The sequence below is a fragment of the Staphylococcus caprae genome, assembly GCF_003966625.1.
In the GTDB taxonomy this organism is placed as follows: domain Bacteria; phylum Bacillota; class Bacilli; order Staphylococcales; family Staphylococcaceae; genus Staphylococcus; species Staphylococcus caprae.
Genome location: NZ_AP018587.1, coordinates 1,378,253 through 1,393,269, shown reverse-complemented (window position 1 = coordinate 1,393,269; position 15,017 = coordinate 1,378,253). Strand labels below are relative to the sequence as shown.

Genomic DNA, 15,017 nt, shown 5'->3' with positions numbered 1-15,017 from the left:
CCTCCTATGTTGTATATAATGCATTAATTTTTACATAATCATATGACAAGTCGCATCCCCAAGCTTTTCCCTCGCATTGACCACCATTGAGGTTCATATGTATAGTGACTTCATCCTTACTCATGATATCTTGCATTTCTTCTTTGTCGAAATGGATTGGAGTAGATTTAGAAAGCACGGTAATGTTTCCTATTGCAATATCTATTTGATTAGGATTGAAAGTTGTGTCTGCGTATCCTGCTGCAGCAATAATTCTTCCCCAATTAGGATCTTCGCCAAAAATAGCAGTCTTAACTAAGCTCGACCCTACGATACATTTAGCTATCATACGTGCTGATTCAGAATTTTGTGCACCTGTGACATTGACTTCTATTAATTTGGTTGCGCCTTCCCCATCTTTTGCAATCTTTTTTGCTAAATCTTGCATAACATGAAAAAGCATAGCTTTAAACTTAGTATAGTCAGATGTGTTAGGTAAAATTTCTTTATTATTTGTACATCCGTTTGACATGACAATGACCATATCATTTGTTGAGGTATCTCCATCTACAGTAATTTGATTAAATGTGATCTGTACGATTTCGCTAAGCGCTTGTTGAAGTGTTTGGGTAGATATGTTTGCGTCACAAGTAATGAATGCTAGCATTGTAGCCATGTTTGGGTGTATCATTCCAGAACCTTTTGCAACACCTGCCGTCGTCACGATATCTTTATCAAATGTTTCTGTAACAACACACGTTTTTGTATCTTTATCAGTAGTTAATATTGATTTTGCGAAATCATCAGCATTACCGTTGATAACCAGTTTTGAAAAACCATTTTCAAGAATATTCATTGGCATCATTTCACCGATGACACCTGTAGAAGCTACACCGACGTATTCTTTTTTAATATGTAGTTTTTCAGCAGCCCATTGTTGCATTGTTTGAGCATCTCGTAGTCCCTGTTCACCAGTACAAGAATTAGCTATTCCAGAGTTAACGACAATTGCTTGCATTTGACCTTCATTTTCAATACAAGATTGAGTTAAAATAAGAGGTGCTGCGATGACTTTATTAGTTGTAAAAACACCCGCAACATTGGCAGGGACTTCTGATACTATCCATCCAAAATCTAATTTCTTTCTTTTAAATCCTGCATGAAGTCCGTCGGCTGAGAAACCTAATGGACTAGCAATATTACCTTCAATCACTTTCATATTTCATACCACCTAACTATAGATAAAATGGAGAAGATTCAAGACCTTCTGTTTCATTAAAGCCGTACATTAAATTTAAATTTTGTAGAGCTTGACCTGCTGCGCCTTTTATTAAATTATCAATAACAGAAACAATTGTGAGTACTTGTGTGTGTTTGTTATATTGAAAGCCAATATCTGTATAATTGGAACCAACAACATCATGTAATTCTGGAATTGATTCTTTAATTCTTACGAAAGGTTTGTCTTCGTATATTTTTAAATAAGCATTTCTAACATCTTCAAGGTTGGAGTCTCTATTAAGTCGACAATAAATTGTTGCGACAATGCCTCGGTTAAGTGGTAATAAAGATGTAGAAAACTGAATATTCTGTATATTTGGATTAAAAATTTTTAACGCTTGAATAATCTCTGGGATGTGTTGGTGCGCATTTAACTTATATGTAGTGTAATTATTATTAACATTTACATAATGTGAGATGTTCGATAATGCTTTTCCTGCTCCAGACAATCCACTCTTTGCATCCACAATAATAGAATCGATATCAATTAGGCGGTTTTTTATTAAAGGAATTAAAGCCAGTTCAGTTGTAGTCGCATAACATCCAGGATTTGCAATGAACTTTTGATGATTTAAGTCAGTAAATTCTGCTAAACCATAAACAAATTGAGTCTGAATGTCTTTGTCGACAGGTGTTTTATGATACCAATTTTCATATAGATCAGGACTTAAACGATGGTCCCCTGATAAATCAATGACAGGAAAATTTGCTTCTACGAAATCTCGTGACAAATTTTTAGCAACGCCACTTGGTGTAGCGAAAAATACTATCTCAGATTGATTCATAATATAACTACTATTAAACGGTTCTATTTTTAAGTCACATATCCCTTTTAAATGTGGAAAGATATCAGAGATTGATTTACCAATCTCTTTAGTAGCATGTATCGAAGCAACAGTGATACGTGGATGATTGAGTGCTAAGCGTAATAGTTCTAAACCTGAATAACCTGTAATACCAACAATAGATATGTGCATATTTAAACCCCTTTATGTATTATTATGTAATATTATACATATATTATACTATTTTACAACGTTAAAATTGAATGAATATACATCACAAAAGAAACCCCTAAAGTATACTACATCTATGGATGCAGCCTTTAGGGGTTGGAAAATTATAAAGTATTAAAAGTTATCCTCTTGAAATGTAACTTCCGTCACCAGTATTAATTACTAAAATATCACCTTCATTAACGAATAAAGGTACATTTAAAGTATAGCCAGTTTCCACAGTTGCAGATTTAGTTGCACCTGTAGCTGTATCACCTTTGATACCTGGTTCTGTTTCAGTTACTTCTAGTTCAACTGTCTTAGGTAGTTCAACTCCAATGATTTCACTTTCATATGATTGAACTTGAACTTCCATATTTGCTTTTAAATAGTTTAATTCATCTTTTAAGTAGTCGCCAGGTAATTCGATTTGATCGAATGTTTCATTGTCCATGAAAATATGATTATCGCCATCAGCGTATAAGTATTGCATACGACGATTTTCAATCATCGCTTGTTCAACTTTTTCGCCAGCTCTAAATGTTTTTTCTTGGATTGCACCTGTTCTTAAATTACGTAATTTTGAACGAACAAATGCTGAACCTTTTCCTGGTTTTACGTGTTGGAAATCAATTACTTTCCAAATTCCATTATCTACAGAAATTGTTAAGCCTGTTTTAAAATCATTTACTGAAATCATTCAGTCTCCTCCTCAATTATACGCGCTTACTCTAAAATAATAAGGTCTTTTGTGCATTTAGTAAAGACATCACAGCCATTTTCCGTAATTAAAATGTCATCTTCAATTCTAACGCCACCAAGACCATCGACATAAATACCGGGTTCAATTGTAACACAGTTATTGACTTGTAACTCGCCTGTGCTATTTTTAGATAATAATGGTCCTTCGTGAATATCTAAACCAATGCCATGCCCTAATGAATGACCAAATTCTTGACCAAACCCATGTGCGTCGATGTAATCTCTTGATAATGCATCGGCTTCTTGAACAGTCATTCCAGGGCGAATTTCATTAATCGCTTTAATTTGTGATGACAACACGATGTTGTAAATCTCTTTCATCTTAGGATCAGGTTCTCCTACCGCAAACGTTCGTGTAATATCAGAGCAATAACCTCTATAGTATGCTCCGAAATCTAATGTAATCATATCGCCTTTTTCGATAAGTTTATCACTTGCAACACCGTGTGGTAAGGCACCTCTATATCCTGATGCTACTATTGTATCAAAAGATGGTCCATCTGCACCTAATTCTAACATTTTACTTTCAAGCAATGCCTTGATTTCTCTTTCGCTCATACCCACTTTTACTACAGTTAAAATATAGTCATACGTTTTGTCTACAATTTCTGCAGCTTTTTGTATCAGTTTAATTTCCTCTTCACTTTTAACTTCTCTAATTTTATCGATAGAATCAGAAATACTAATTAAGGTAATCATCCCTTTATTTAATTCAACATATGTATCATAACTAATATGATGGCCTTCAAATCCAATATTAGATAATTGTGCTTGTTCTAATATATGTTTAATTTCTGTGATTAAACCATTTTGGCGATTGATTATTTCAAATTCTGGAGCTTGTTTAGTCGCCTGTTCAATATATCTAAAATCAGTAACCAGATAATTCTTATTATGCGTGATAATTAACCCACCACTTGTACCAGTGAATCCTGAAAGATATCTTCTGTTGAAATCAGACAAAACAATCATTGCATCCAAACGTTTATGATTTAAGATTTCATGAACTTGTTCCAATTTATTCATTTATATCACTCCTATGTTAACGTTTGTACATTTTTATTTTATACATTAAAATGATAGCATAATTAATAATGAGAATAATAGTTTTTGGTTTAGGGAGAATACAATGAAAAAGTTTATATTAGTGCTTGGAGCATCTTGTTTGTTAGCGGGTTGTGGGAGCCAAAATTTGGCACCCTTAGAGGATAAAACCACTAAATTACGAGATAATAACCACCAACTTAAGTTAGATATACAGCAACTTAATGAAGATATAAGTAACCAAAAATCAAAAATTGCTGGATTACAACAAGATAAAGAAAATAGTAAAAAAACGTCCTCTAATAAATTAAAAATAAAAAATTTAAAAGCATCTTCTGATTATTATGATAAAATCGCTAATGCGATTGGTGATTATAGAAATGTTGAGTCTGACGTTTCCAAGAATAAAGGTAAGAAAGATGTACAGGATAAGTTAGATAAAATTTCAAATGAAATTGATGAAGCATATTCTAAATATAAAAGTTCTATAGATAGTGATTCAAAATCTGAAGAAGATAAACAAAAAAGAAAAGAAATCAGTAAATTTGATAAAGATTTATCTAGTGCTATGGATAAAATCCGAAATGGCTATCAATCTAAAGATAGTAAACAAATTAAAAAAGGTCAGCAAAAACTTGCGACTGTAAGTTCCAATATAAGTTAATAGGAGTTTTTAAATGCGTCATATCATTTTTTATATCGTTTTAGCAATAGCTGCTTTTGGTTTAATCATGAATTTAGATGAATTTCTATTTTCTATTGTTAAAACTTTAATCAGTTTTGCAGTGATAGCGTTAATCATTTATCTTATATATTACTTCTTCTTTTTAACAGAAGACCAAAGAAAATATAAAAGAGCTGCAAGAAAATATAAACGAAGAAACAAGAAACATTAGTATATAAAAGCATTGAAGTTAATTCCATGTTCCCTTTTCAAAGTAAATTTGAGGGTGAAATACATGTAGAACAATCAACTTCAATGCTTTTTTATTATTATAATTTTATTTTCGATACATCCATTCGTCAGAACGATACTTTTCTTCTAATTCTTTGACTTCAGCCATTTGTTGGTCAGAGAGTTTTAACGGTTTGAAATCAATATTTAACCCAGTCTTGAACCCTTCTTCAAATGCTTGTTCCATCTCTTCTAAAGTGATGTGCTTTTCTGATATGTCATTGATGGCTACCGCTTTTTCTACAAAAGCCTCTTTCATTTTTGCTTTTAATCGGTCATTTTTAAAAATAAACATATCAAATAACTCGTCTATATCAATATCTTGTAAAATAGACCCGTGTTGCAAGATAACCCCTTTTTGTCTTGTTTGAGCACTTCCAGCAATTTTTCTACCTTCTACAACTAATTCATACCAACTTGGTGCATCAAAACAAACGGAACTTCTTGGTTGTTTTAATTTTTCACGTTCTTCTTTTGAACGAGGTACAGCAAAATAAGTTTCAAAACCTAAATTTTTGAATCCTTCAAGCAAACCCTGAGAAATTACACGATAAGCTTCAGTTATAGTTGAAGGCATATTTGGGTGAGATTCAGGTACAATAACGCTATAAGTTAATTCTTTGTCATGTAAAACGCCTCTACCCCCAGTTTGACGTCGAACTAAACCAAATCCTTTTTCTTTAACTTTTTCAATATCTATTTCTTTTTGTAGTCTTTGGAAATAGCCTATTGAAAGTGTTGCAGGATCCCATGTATAAAATCGTATTACAGGATCAATTTCTCCTCTTGAAACAAAATTAAGCAGTGCTTCATCCATAGCCATATTGTAATATGGATCTTGGCTACCTGTATTGATAAAATTCCAAGTTTCAGTCATAAAAAAACCCCTTACAAAATGTTTGCAATCTAAACCATTAAGTATATCTATGTATATTAAGATTATATGATTAAAACATAAACTCACACGTAAAAATATTTTGATAAATTGCCCTAACAGTCTTATAATTATAATATCGGTTAATTAGGGAGGATGCAAGATGAGTATCTCTTTGTACATTGCAATTGGAATCATAGTGATTATCATTGCATATATGGTCGTCCAACAGATTTTTAATAAACGAGCTGTAAAAGAATTAGACCAAAATGAATTCCACAAAGGCTTGAGAAAAGCTCAAGTAATAGATGTTAGGGAAAAAGTGGATTATGATTATGGACATATTAATGGTGCACGAAACATTCCAATCACAATTTTTAAACAACGTTATCAAGGATTAAGAAAAGACCAACCTGTTTATTTATGTGATGCAAATGGAATTGCAAGTTATCGTGCCGCTCGTATATTAAGAAAAAATGGATTTAAAGATATCTATATGCTAAAAGGCGGATATAAAAAATGGACAGGTAAAATTAAATCGAAAAAATAATTTTACGATAACATTTATCCGTGAATTAAAATTTACCCTCGAAGATGATATGACAATGTCATCATTTTCGAGGGTATCTTTATATCTATTTGAATATACAAAGTTCGTTGTGAACTTGGATTAAGTGATACTTTAAGATAAGAGAAAAATCCAGTATTTGATTATAGAAGAAGCCAATAAATGAACTTGATTTAAAAATTCATTTATTGGCTTTAACTTTTTAGGGGCAACGCTTCCCCTATTTATTTAGTGTTCGATAGTCTTTTCTTCTTTTAATTCTTCAAATTTAAGAATTGGTTTACGTGCTGCTGTAGTTTCATCTAATCTATCAATGATAGTAGTATGTGGTGCTTCCAGTACTATATCTGGGTTTTCTTTGGCTTCCTCAGAAATTTGAATAAGTGCATCTACAAAGTGATCTAATGTCTCTTTAGATTCTGTTTCTGTCGGTTCAATCATCATGCCTTCTTCAACATTGAGTGGGAAATAGATTGTTGGTGGATGTACGCCAAAGTCTAGTAACCTTTTAGCCATATCTAAAGTACGTACACCATATTGTTTTTGTTTGTTTCCACTTAACACGAATTCATGTTTGCAATATTGTTCATAAGGAATTTCAAAATGGTCTTTCAAACGTGCTTTAATATAATTTGCATTGAGTACTGCAGCTTCTGAAACTTCTTTGAGTCCTTCTGCGCCCATTGTTCTAATATAAGTATAAGCTCTTAAATAAATACCAAAGTTACCATAGAATGGTTTCACTCTACCGATGGAATTTTGAATATCATTATCATATTTATAAAAATCTCCATCTTTGATAACCATTGGTTTAGGTAAGTAACTGGCTAGTTCTTTAACAACCCCAACTGGTCCAGAACCAGGTCCGCCACCGCCATGAGGTCCGGTAAACGTTTTGTGTAGGTTTAAGTGAACTGCATCAAATCCCATGTCGCCAGGTCGAACTTTATCCATAATTGCGTTTAAGTTCGCGCCATCGTAGTAAAGTAATCCACCAGCTTCATGAACGATTTCTCTAATCTCCATAATATTTTTCTCGAAAATACCCAAAGTATTTGGATTGGTTAACATAATCGCAGCAGTGTTGTCATTAACCACTCGTTTTAAATCTTCAATGTCAACCTCGCCACGTTCGTTTGATTTAACTGTTACTGATTTAAATCCAGCAAAAGATGCTGAAGCTGGGTTTGTACCGTGTGCAGAGTCTGGTACGATGACCTCGTCTCTGTGGCCTTGACCATTGTTTTCATGATACGCTTTGAAAATCATTAAAGCTGTCCATTCACCGTGTGCACCAGCAGCTGGTTGTAGCGTTACTTCATCCATTCCAGTGATTTCTTTTAATTCTTCTTGCAAACTATAAATAATTTCTAAAGAACCTTGGATATGTTCCTCTTCTTGAAGTGGATGGGATTCGCTAAATCCGGGTATTCTAGCAACCTTTTCATTTACTTTAGGATTGTATTTCATTGTACACGATCCTAGAGGATAAAAACCTGTATCAACACCAAAGTTTTTATTTGAAAGTTCAGTGTAATGACGAACTAAATCGAGTTCTGCAACTTCTGGAAACTCAGCTTTCTCTTTTCGAACAAATTTATCATCTAAAACAGAAGAAATTGAAATGTCCTCAATATCACTTTGGGGTAATGAATATGCATATCTTCCTTTTTTAGATCTTTCAAAGATAAGTGGGCTTGATTTTCTAACCATTTAATTCACCAGCTTTCTGAACGAATGTATCAATTTCATCTTTGGTTCTTAATTCGGTTACGGCTACAAGCATATGATTCTTGAAATCACCTGATACTTCACTTAAATCAAAGCCACCGATATAACCTTCATCCGCTAATTTTAAATTTACTTCTTTGATTGGTTCGTCAAATTTAACTACAAATTCATTAAATGAATTACCATCTAAAACTTCAAATCCTTGAGCTTTAAATTGATTTTTTGCGTAATTTGCATGTTTTAAATTTTGAACTGCTATGTCATAGATACCTTGTTTACCTAATGCTGACATTGCAATAGAAGAAGCTAAAGCATTTAATGCTTGGTTAGAACAAATATTTGAAGTAGCTTTATCTCTTCTAATATGTTGTTCTCTAGCTTGTAACGTCAATACAAAGCCACGATTGCCTTCTTCATCTTTAGTTTGTCCTACTAAACGACCAGGTACTTTACGCATCAATTTTTTAGTTGTAGCAAAATAACCACAATGTGGACCACCAAATTGTGTAGGAATACCGAAAGGTTGTGTATCCCCTACGACGATGTCAGCGCCAAAAGCTCCGGGAGGTGTTAATAAGCCTAAAGCGAGTGGATTGGCGTATACGATGAATAATGCTTTCTTATCTTTAATAAAGTTGTTTATTTTTTCAAGATCTTCAATTGAGCCGTAGAAATTTGGGTATTGAACGGCTACAGCAGCTGTATCATCATCAACAGCTTGTTCTAACTTTTCTAAGTCTGTAATTGTTCCATCTAGGTCGATTTCAACCACTTCAAATTCTTTACGTGTTTTAGCATAAGTATGGAGGACTTGTAATGCTTGATAATGTAATCCCTTTGAAACAACGACTTTGTTCTTTTTAGTATGGCTGAATGCTAAAATACAAGCTTCCGCAAAACTTGTCATACCATCATACATTGAGGAGTTTGCAACATCCATTTCTGTTAATTCACAAATTAAAGTTTGAAATTCAAAAATAGCTTGTAACTCACCTTGAGAAATTTCTGGTTGGTATGGTGTATAAGCAGTATAAAACTCTGATCTAGAAATCATCGCATCTACAACAGCGGGAGTGTAATGATCATAAACACCAGCGCCTAAGAATGATGCATGTGTTTCCTTTGTGATATTTCTGTTCGCAAGAAGGTTAAGTCTTCTAACTAAACTTGTTTCTGCTTCACCTTTTTCAATATTTAAATTTCTATCTAATAAAATATCGGCTGGGACATCACCAAATAATTCTGAAATTGATTTTGCTCCAATAGTATCTAGCATTTCTTGCTTGTCTTGATCTGTTAAAGGTATATAACGATGACTCACTATTTACACCCCTCTGTTTATTTAGTAATTTGATTTTTCTTCACAATTTTAGCTTTAACTTGTCGTTTACGAACTTGAACAAGCACTTCTTTTCCCATTTCAAATGCATCTCTATCGATAATAGCCAAAGCAATTGATTTATCTGATGAAGGAGATTGAGTACCTGAAGTTACTACTCCGATTTGATTACCCTCAAGGTTTAGTACCTCATAACCCGTTCTCGCAATACCTTTGTCGAGTAATTCTAGTCCAACAGTTCGTTTAGTAGAACCATTTTCCTTTTGGTCTTTTAGTACTGATTTACCTATAAAGTTGTCTTCGATAAGTGGTTTCGCTGCAAATGCAATTCCACCCTCATAAGGTGTAATAGATTCAGTTAAATCTTGACCATGTAATGGTAAACCTGCTTCAAGACGTAATGTATCACGAGCACCTAATCCACATGGAACTACATTATGTTTGAGTAATTGATTCCATATATCCACTGTGTCTTCAGATTTACAGTAAATTTCAAAACCATCCTCGCCTGTATAGCCTGATTGAGAAAGAATTACCTTTTTACCAAATAAATCGACATTTTGTTTAAACTCAAACATTTTCATATCGCTAACATCGATATCTACATTTTCGTTAACAAGGTCTCTTGCTTTAGGTCCTTGTATAGCAAGTTGACCATATTCATCAGAAGTATTATTAACCTTAACATCAAAATTTTCACTCTGTTTAGAGATCCAATTAAAATCTTTGTCAGTATTTGCTGCATTAACAATTAATAAAAATCGATCATCTGCTAATTTATATGTAACTAAATCATCAATGATGCCACCTTCTTCATTACATAAAGCAGTATACATTGCTTTATTATCTGTAAGGTTGTTCGCATCGTTTGATAAGATATATTGAACAAATTGAAAGGCTTCATTACCAGATATTTCTATTTCGCCCATGTGGCTTACATCAAATAAACCTATTTCATATCTAACAGCATTATGCTCTTCTTTAATACTTGAAAATTGAACAGGCATCGCCCATCCACCAAATTCAACTATTTTTGCACCGCTATCTATATAATTTTGATACAAAGGCGTCTTTTTTAATTCTTCAGTCATTTGAAAACCTCCTATAAATATTTAAAAAAACAGAATAGCTTAAAAGCTACCCTGTTTAAATAATCCATCCAGGAACGCGTTACAGTATTATCCTTTTGCCTGAGAGTTTCGTTATATAATTTGATATAACTTGCACCTTCGGCGATAAAGTTAAATTTTAACAATATTCTAAAAACATTAACTAGAATATTACATTATATTTTACTTTATTCTCTCTAATACTGATCAATCGCTAGATAATTTTTCTATAATTTCCTCATAAATCTCTGAAACTGTAAGTCCACTATTCACCTTGATGAATGCGATTTCATTATATCTTGAAATCCTTGATAAATACAAGGCATTTAGTTGTTCAAGCGTCTTGTTTTTGGCGTTTGGTCTATGTGGATCACTCACAATGCGACGATAAATAACGTCGATATTACAATCTAGCCAGATAACATGTCTTTGCATTTTAAGTAGTGCTAATGAGTCGCTATTCTCAATTATACCTCCACCTGTTGAGATAATATCAAAAATATCTAGACACTCTTTTAAATACTTAAATTCTAATTTGCGAAATTCATGCTCGCCTTTGTCATTGAAAATATCTGGAATTGATTTCTCTTCATTTAATTCAATGTATTGATCTAAATCAACATAACTTAAATTTTGTAATTCAGAGAGATATTGTCCAATAGTTGTTTTACCAGTGCCCATAAAGCCAATGAATATAATAGGTACTTTATTCTTCATCAATTTTAATCTGCCTTTTTTAACTTATTAACGATAACTTTATTGTAGTAAATATCTAAGTTATGTATTGTCTTTAATTTTAAACCATATTGAGTCATATAAAAAGATATAATTGATAAATAAAATGAAAAAATTACTATTAAATATAAGCTAATGAACGCTTTTTGTTTATAAAATGATGGTTTTGTCTTTCTTATTGTTCGTATCCCCTATCTTTAATTCTATTTTTATTGTTTTATTGTTCGTTTTTATGATTTTGCTAGAAACGACATTATTCAATAGCGTAATGTTTCCTTTATGGTTAATGTTTTTATAAATTTTATTGTGGTTAAATATATATCTAATCTCTTCTTCCTTACCTCGAATAATTAATTTCGATGAATCTTCAATGCTAATATGATTGTTATATTGTTGCGCTTCTTTCAATATATCTCGAGAAAAGAATTCAAACTCTATATCGTCATTGTCTTGCGCTAAATTCAGATAATGGGAAGTAAGATGTATGAGAGTTGGTAATAATGAAAAGCTAAGAAGTACTAAAGACAAGGTAAAGAGTAATTCGATAAAAGTAAAAGCAGGTGTTTTATAGTGAGACACAAGTTTCGATCTTAAATTCTTTATCTTTACCACAAATTTTGTCATGAGATAATTGAATTTCATATTGTTCTATCACGATTCCTTGTTTGAGTTGATTTTCGTTGAAATGAGAAATGCTAGTGAGTATGATTCTTTTAATTTCTAAGGTTTTTAAATTGAGTTGATAAGTTTGATTAAATGAGGAAAGCGATGGCACAAAAATGAGTGTGATAATTCCTATAATAAAAAAGGCAAGTAAACCATCTAGTAATAAAGATGCTTTAAGTTTAAATTTGAACATATCTTATACGTCCCTTTTCAATGTGTAAAATTATTTTGTAAGTATGTTGATTCATGGTAATAATAAGTGAGCCAAAATGGTTTATGTTACCATCTTTATTAAAATTTAAGGTTTTAATTTTCGCTATATTTACTATTTTGCCGTGTGGAATATTAAACTTATATTTGTTGCCTTTTTCTTCGACAACCCGAATGATATTAGAATTATTAGTAAATACTAAAGCGATAGAACGATTTGAACTTATTGCTTTAGATTTAAAATAATTAAGTTTTGTAATGAAGTGTTTAATTTCGTATTCTTCATTAACTATTTGTAAGTTGATAAGGCTTCTAGACCATAAAGTCGTGACTGTTAATATACTTATAATAAATAATATAAAAATCATTTCTATAAGTGTGAAGGCGTTTATTTTACTAATTCGCAACTGCTTCACCGTTAGCTATACTAATTGTTTGCCCTGATTTGCAATTTTTCTGTCCTTCTTTAATGAAACCGTCGGAAATTAATTCTTGTATGTTACTCGGGTTACGATTATGTTTCAATGCATATGCTTCAATTTGACTATTTACCATTTTAACTTGTGCATCGCAACCAGTAGATTGTATATGTGCTGTTTGCTTAGCAATATTAGGGATTATTAAAATCAGTAATAAACTGATAATTAAAAGTACTAGTAACATTTCAATAAGTGTAAAAGCTTTGGATTTTTTAAATTTTTTTAATAAGTTCATAATGACTTCTCCTTTACTTAATCGTTTGCATAAGTTCAAACATAGGTAGCATGATGACGAGATATAAAGACACAATAAACAAGCCTAAAATAAAGAAAATAACTGGTTGGATCAATTTTGTTTGTTTTATGACTTTATCTTCAAAATGTTGCAATAGCATTTGACTATATAATTTAAGCTCTATATCTAACTTTCCACTTTTTTCTCCTTGCTCGATAAATTTTATTAAATCATTTTTAAAGCACTTTAAATTTTTTAATATAAGCGGAAGTGTTCTTCCGTTATCAGCTCCTTCTAATAATTGACTTCCCAAGTATTTAAAGAATTCGTTGTTTTGTTCATTTTGATAGATAAAGACGATGCTTTGAAGACTAACACCGTTTTTATAGAATAATGAAAGTTCATTGGAAAATTGATAAGTTCTATATATTTTGTAATAAGAGTTTAAAATTGGAATTTTGAGGATGTAATCTATTTTTTTATCAATGGGTAATTTATTTAAAAGTGTGATGAATGAAAAGTAAATGATCATTGATAACATTAGAAATAGAAATAAAAAATTTGGAAGTTTCGTTATGATAAAAGTAAGTATATTTTGAAAGGTAGATAATTCTACATTCATCGTAGAATATAATTGTTGGAACTGTGGAATAACTGTCATATTCAAAACGATAAGCATCACTAGGAAGATGCTAATTAATACTATGGGATATTGTATGGTTTTAATGAGTGCTTTTTTAGCTTTATAATTCCTCTTCATATAATCAATTGAATCTGTTATCACATTCTCAAGTTTTCCATATTGTTCTGCGAATTTAATTTGATTAAGAATAATTTCAGGATAGCCTATTATTTTTAAAATTTCATAACATGTTGCGCCTGTTTGTAATGATTCAATGATATTTTGACCTATCGTTTTATTTTTATAAGGGAAGTGTAAATTTAGAAAGCTGAAACTTTCAAATAAAGTAAAGCCATTTTGTAATAATTGATTAAGTCGTTGAAGTAATTCAATTAACTGAGGCTCGGTAAGATTTTTTCGCTTTTTAAATTTAAATATATTTGTCGACAATCTCTTCACAGATAATACCTTCCTTAGACATATTACTTAGATGTGTGGACAAATTTGTGAAAGTCTTAGGTAATGCGTGGTTATGTTCAAAGAAATAATTGACTTGATTTTGGTGCATCACTTCACATACTAATTGTCGTGACTTTGCAGTCGTTGTAATTAACCTTTGATTAGATATTAAACTAATAGATTGACATAACTCTTGTACAGTTGCTCCCATCTCTAGCAGTCTGAGTAAGGCTCCTTTACAATCATTTGCATGTAATGTAGTTAATACTAAGTGACCACTTAAACTAGCTTGAATGACGCACTTTGCTACGTATGCATCTCTAATTTCTCCTATTAAAATGACATCAGGATCACATCTTAATATAGCTTTAAATGAATTAGCATAATTAATACCTGCTTTTTCGTTAACTGATATTTGAGTGATACCATCTAGTAATTGCTCAACCGGGTCTTCAATAGAAATAACATTTAAATTCAGATTTTTATGTGCATGCATGACCATTTGATACATCAATGTACTCTTTCCTGAACCTGTGGGTCCACTGAATAGCAACAATCCTTGTTTTTTATTCATTAAGTGTTTAAAATCATTGAATTCGTAAGACTCTCTTTTTTGTTGAAAATATTGAGGAACGATTCTGATGACACAACTTTCATTTCCTAATGATAGCGGAAGCGTAGAAATCCTAAGATAATATATATTCTTTAATTTATAAATATATCTTCCGCTTTGAGCAACTTGTTGGCTAGAGACATCTAATCCTGATTTAAACTTCATATAGATAAGTAATTTACTATAGATAGGATGAGCTAACGTATCATAATTAATCAATTGATCGTTGATTCTAAGTTTGATGAGTGTATGATGCTCACTTGGAATAAAATGAATATCACTGACATTGTTATTGATGGCATGATTTACAATTTCTTGAAATAACATTTTCATAAAAACACCTCCTACATATAACAACGTA

18 protein-coding genes and 1 riboswitch are annotated in these 15,017 nt (G+C 31.7%); of the genes, 3 read left to right on the top strand and 15 right to left on the bottom strand.

Translation table 11 applies throughout. The annotated features are described in order from the left end of the window. Nucleotides 1-4 precede the first annotated feature (4 nt). From argJ to JMUB898_RS06750, 4 genes are all read right to left on the bottom strand, one after another. A complete protein-coding gene (gene argJ, locus JMUB898_RS06765; RefSeq protein WP_002443058.1) occupies nucleotides 5-1,198 on the bottom strand; it encodes a bifunctional glutamate N-acetyltransferase/amino-acid acetyltransferase ArgJ in 1,194 nt (397 codons plus the stop codon). A 16-nt stretch (nucleotides 1,199-1,214) separates the two neighbouring features. Beyond that, a complete protein-coding gene (argC, locus tag JMUB898_RS06760) occupies nucleotides 1,215-2,237 on the bottom strand; it encodes an N-acetyl-gamma-glutamyl-phosphate reductase (RefSeq protein WP_044466724.1) in 1,023 nt (340 codons plus the stop codon). 160 nt (nucleotides 2,238-2,397) lie between these two features. Next, complete coding sequence (gene efp / locus JMUB898_RS06755; protein ID WP_002443060.1) at nucleotides 2,398-2,955, bottom strand: elongation factor P; 558 nt, start codon at nucleotides 2,953-2,955, stop codon at nucleotides 2,398-2,400. A 26-nt stretch (nucleotides 2,956-2,981) separates the two neighbouring features. Beyond that, on the bottom strand, nucleotides 2,982-4,043 hold the full coding sequence (locus tag JMUB898_RS06750; RefSeq protein ID WP_044466725.1) for a M24 family metallopeptidase: 1,062 nt from the start codon (nucleotides 4,041-4,043) through the stop codon (nucleotides 2,982-2,984). A 103-nt stretch (nucleotides 4,044-4,146) separates the two neighbouring features. On the opposite strand from JMUB898_RS06750, the gene JMUB898_RS06745 reads away from it, so the two are divergent. Both JMUB898_RS06745 and JMUB898_RS06740 read left to right on the top strand, forming a co-directional pair. Next, the gene (locus JMUB898_RS06745) at nucleotides 4,147-4,725 is read left to right on the top strand and encodes a hypothetical protein (protein WP_049402082.1); all 579 of its coding nucleotides are present in this window, start codon (nucleotides 4,147-4,149) and stop codon (nucleotides 4,723-4,725) included. Nucleotides 4,726-4,738: 13 nt separating this feature from the next. Beyond that, entirely contained in the window at nucleotides 4,739-4,957 is a 219-nt protein-coding gene (locus JMUB898_RS06740) for an SA1362 family protein (protein ID WP_002443063.1), read from the top strand. A 105-nt stretch (nucleotides 4,958-5,062) separates the two neighbouring features. Here JMUB898_RS06740 and JMUB898_RS06735 read toward each other — a convergent pair whose 3' ends face one another. Further along, on the bottom strand, nucleotides 5,063-5,893 hold the full coding sequence (locus tag JMUB898_RS06735; RefSeq protein WP_002443064.1) for a lipoate--protein ligase family protein: 831 nt from the start codon (nucleotides 5,891-5,893) through the stop codon (nucleotides 5,063-5,065). A gap of 160 nt (nucleotides 5,894-6,053) precedes the next feature. Here JMUB898_RS06735 and JMUB898_RS06730 point away from each other — a divergent pair, with 160 nt between their 5' ends. After that, nucleotides 6,054-6,440, top strand: coding sequence for a rhodanese-like domain-containing protein (locus JMUB898_RS06730; RefSeq protein ID WP_002443066.1), 387 nt, complete (start codon nucleotides 6,054-6,056; stop codon nucleotides 6,438-6,440). 246 nt (nucleotides 6,441-6,686) lie between these two features. Here JMUB898_RS06730 and gcvPB read toward each other — a convergent pair whose 3' ends face one another. The 10 genes from gcvPB to comGA all read right to left on the bottom strand — a co-directional run bounded on the left by gcvPB (nucleotide 6,687) and on the right by comGA (nucleotide 14,989). Next, nucleotides 6,687-8,171, bottom strand: coding sequence for an aminomethyl-transferring glycine dehydrogenase subunit GcvPB (gene gcvPB / locus JMUB898_RS06725; RefSeq protein WP_002443068.1), 1,485 nt, complete (start codon nucleotides 8,169-8,171; stop codon nucleotides 6,687-6,689). Continuing rightward, nucleotides 8,164-9,510: an aminomethyl-transferring glycine dehydrogenase subunit GcvPA gene (gene gcvPA, locus JMUB898_RS06720; protein ID WP_002443070.1), complete on the bottom strand. Its 1,347-nt coding sequence runs from the start codon at nucleotides 9,508-9,510 to the stop codon at nucleotides 8,164-8,166. The genes gcvPB and gcvPA overlap by 8 nt, the downstream gene beginning before the upstream one ends. Nucleotides 9,511-9,527: 17 nt before the next feature. Then, a complete protein-coding gene (gene gcvT, locus JMUB898_RS06715; RefSeq protein ID WP_002443072.1) occupies nucleotides 9,528-10,619 on the bottom strand; it encodes a glycine cleavage system aminomethyltransferase GcvT in 1,092 nt (363 codons plus the stop codon). 77 nt (nucleotides 10,620-10,696) lie between these two features. Next, nucleotides 10,697-10,848, bottom strand: a riboswitch (glycine riboswitch). After that, nucleotides 10,845-11,354, bottom strand: coding sequence for a shikimate kinase (locus tag JMUB898_RS06710; protein ID WP_002443074.1), 510 nt, complete (start codon nucleotides 11,352-11,354; stop codon nucleotides 10,845-10,847). Its footprint overlaps the riboswitch before it by 4 nt. 168 nt (nucleotides 11,355-11,522) lie before the next feature. Then, nucleotides 11,523-11,951 carry a competence type IV pilus minor pilin ComGF gene (locus JMUB898_RS06700; RefSeq protein WP_232018998.1) on the bottom strand — a complete coding sequence of 143 codons (429 nt, stop codon included), beginning with the start codon at nucleotides 11,949-11,951 and terminating at the stop codon, nucleotides 11,523-11,525. Beyond that, nucleotides 11,938-12,231, bottom strand: a complete 294-nt coding sequence (locus JMUB898_RS06695) for a hypothetical protein (protein ID WP_002443078.1) — start codon at nucleotides 12,229-12,231, stop codon at nucleotides 11,938-11,940. Before JMUB898_RS06695 ends, JMUB898_RS06700 begins: the two co-directional genes overlap by 14 nt. After that, nucleotides 12,218-12,616, bottom strand: a complete 399-nt coding sequence (gene comGD / locus JMUB898_RS12775) for a competence type IV pilus minor pilin ComGD (protein WP_002443080.1) — start codon at nucleotides 12,614-12,616, stop codon at nucleotides 12,218-12,220. The genes JMUB898_RS06695 and comGD overlap by 14 nt, the downstream gene beginning before the upstream one ends. Nucleotides 12,617-12,644: 28 nt before the next feature. Next, complete coding sequence (gene comGC, locus JMUB898_RS06685; protein ID WP_002443081.1) at nucleotides 12,645-12,962, bottom strand: competence type IV pilus major pilin ComGC; 318 nt, start codon at nucleotides 12,960-12,962, stop codon at nucleotides 12,645-12,647. 13 nt (nucleotides 12,963-12,975) lie between these two features. Continuing rightward, nucleotides 12,976-14,043, bottom strand: a complete 1,068-nt coding sequence (gene comGB / locus JMUB898_RS06680; RefSeq protein ID WP_049402080.1) for a competence type IV pilus assembly protein ComGB — start codon at nucleotides 14,041-14,043, stop codon at nucleotides 12,976-12,978. After that, the gene (gene comGA / locus JMUB898_RS06675; protein ID WP_002443088.1) at nucleotides 14,015-14,989 is read right to left on the bottom strand and encodes a competence type IV pilus ATPase ComGA; all 975 of its coding nucleotides are present in this window, start codon (nucleotides 14,987-14,989) and stop codon (nucleotides 14,015-14,017) included. The genes comGB and comGA overlap by 29 nt, the downstream gene beginning before the upstream one ends. Nucleotides 14,990-15,017: the final 28 nt, after the last annotated feature.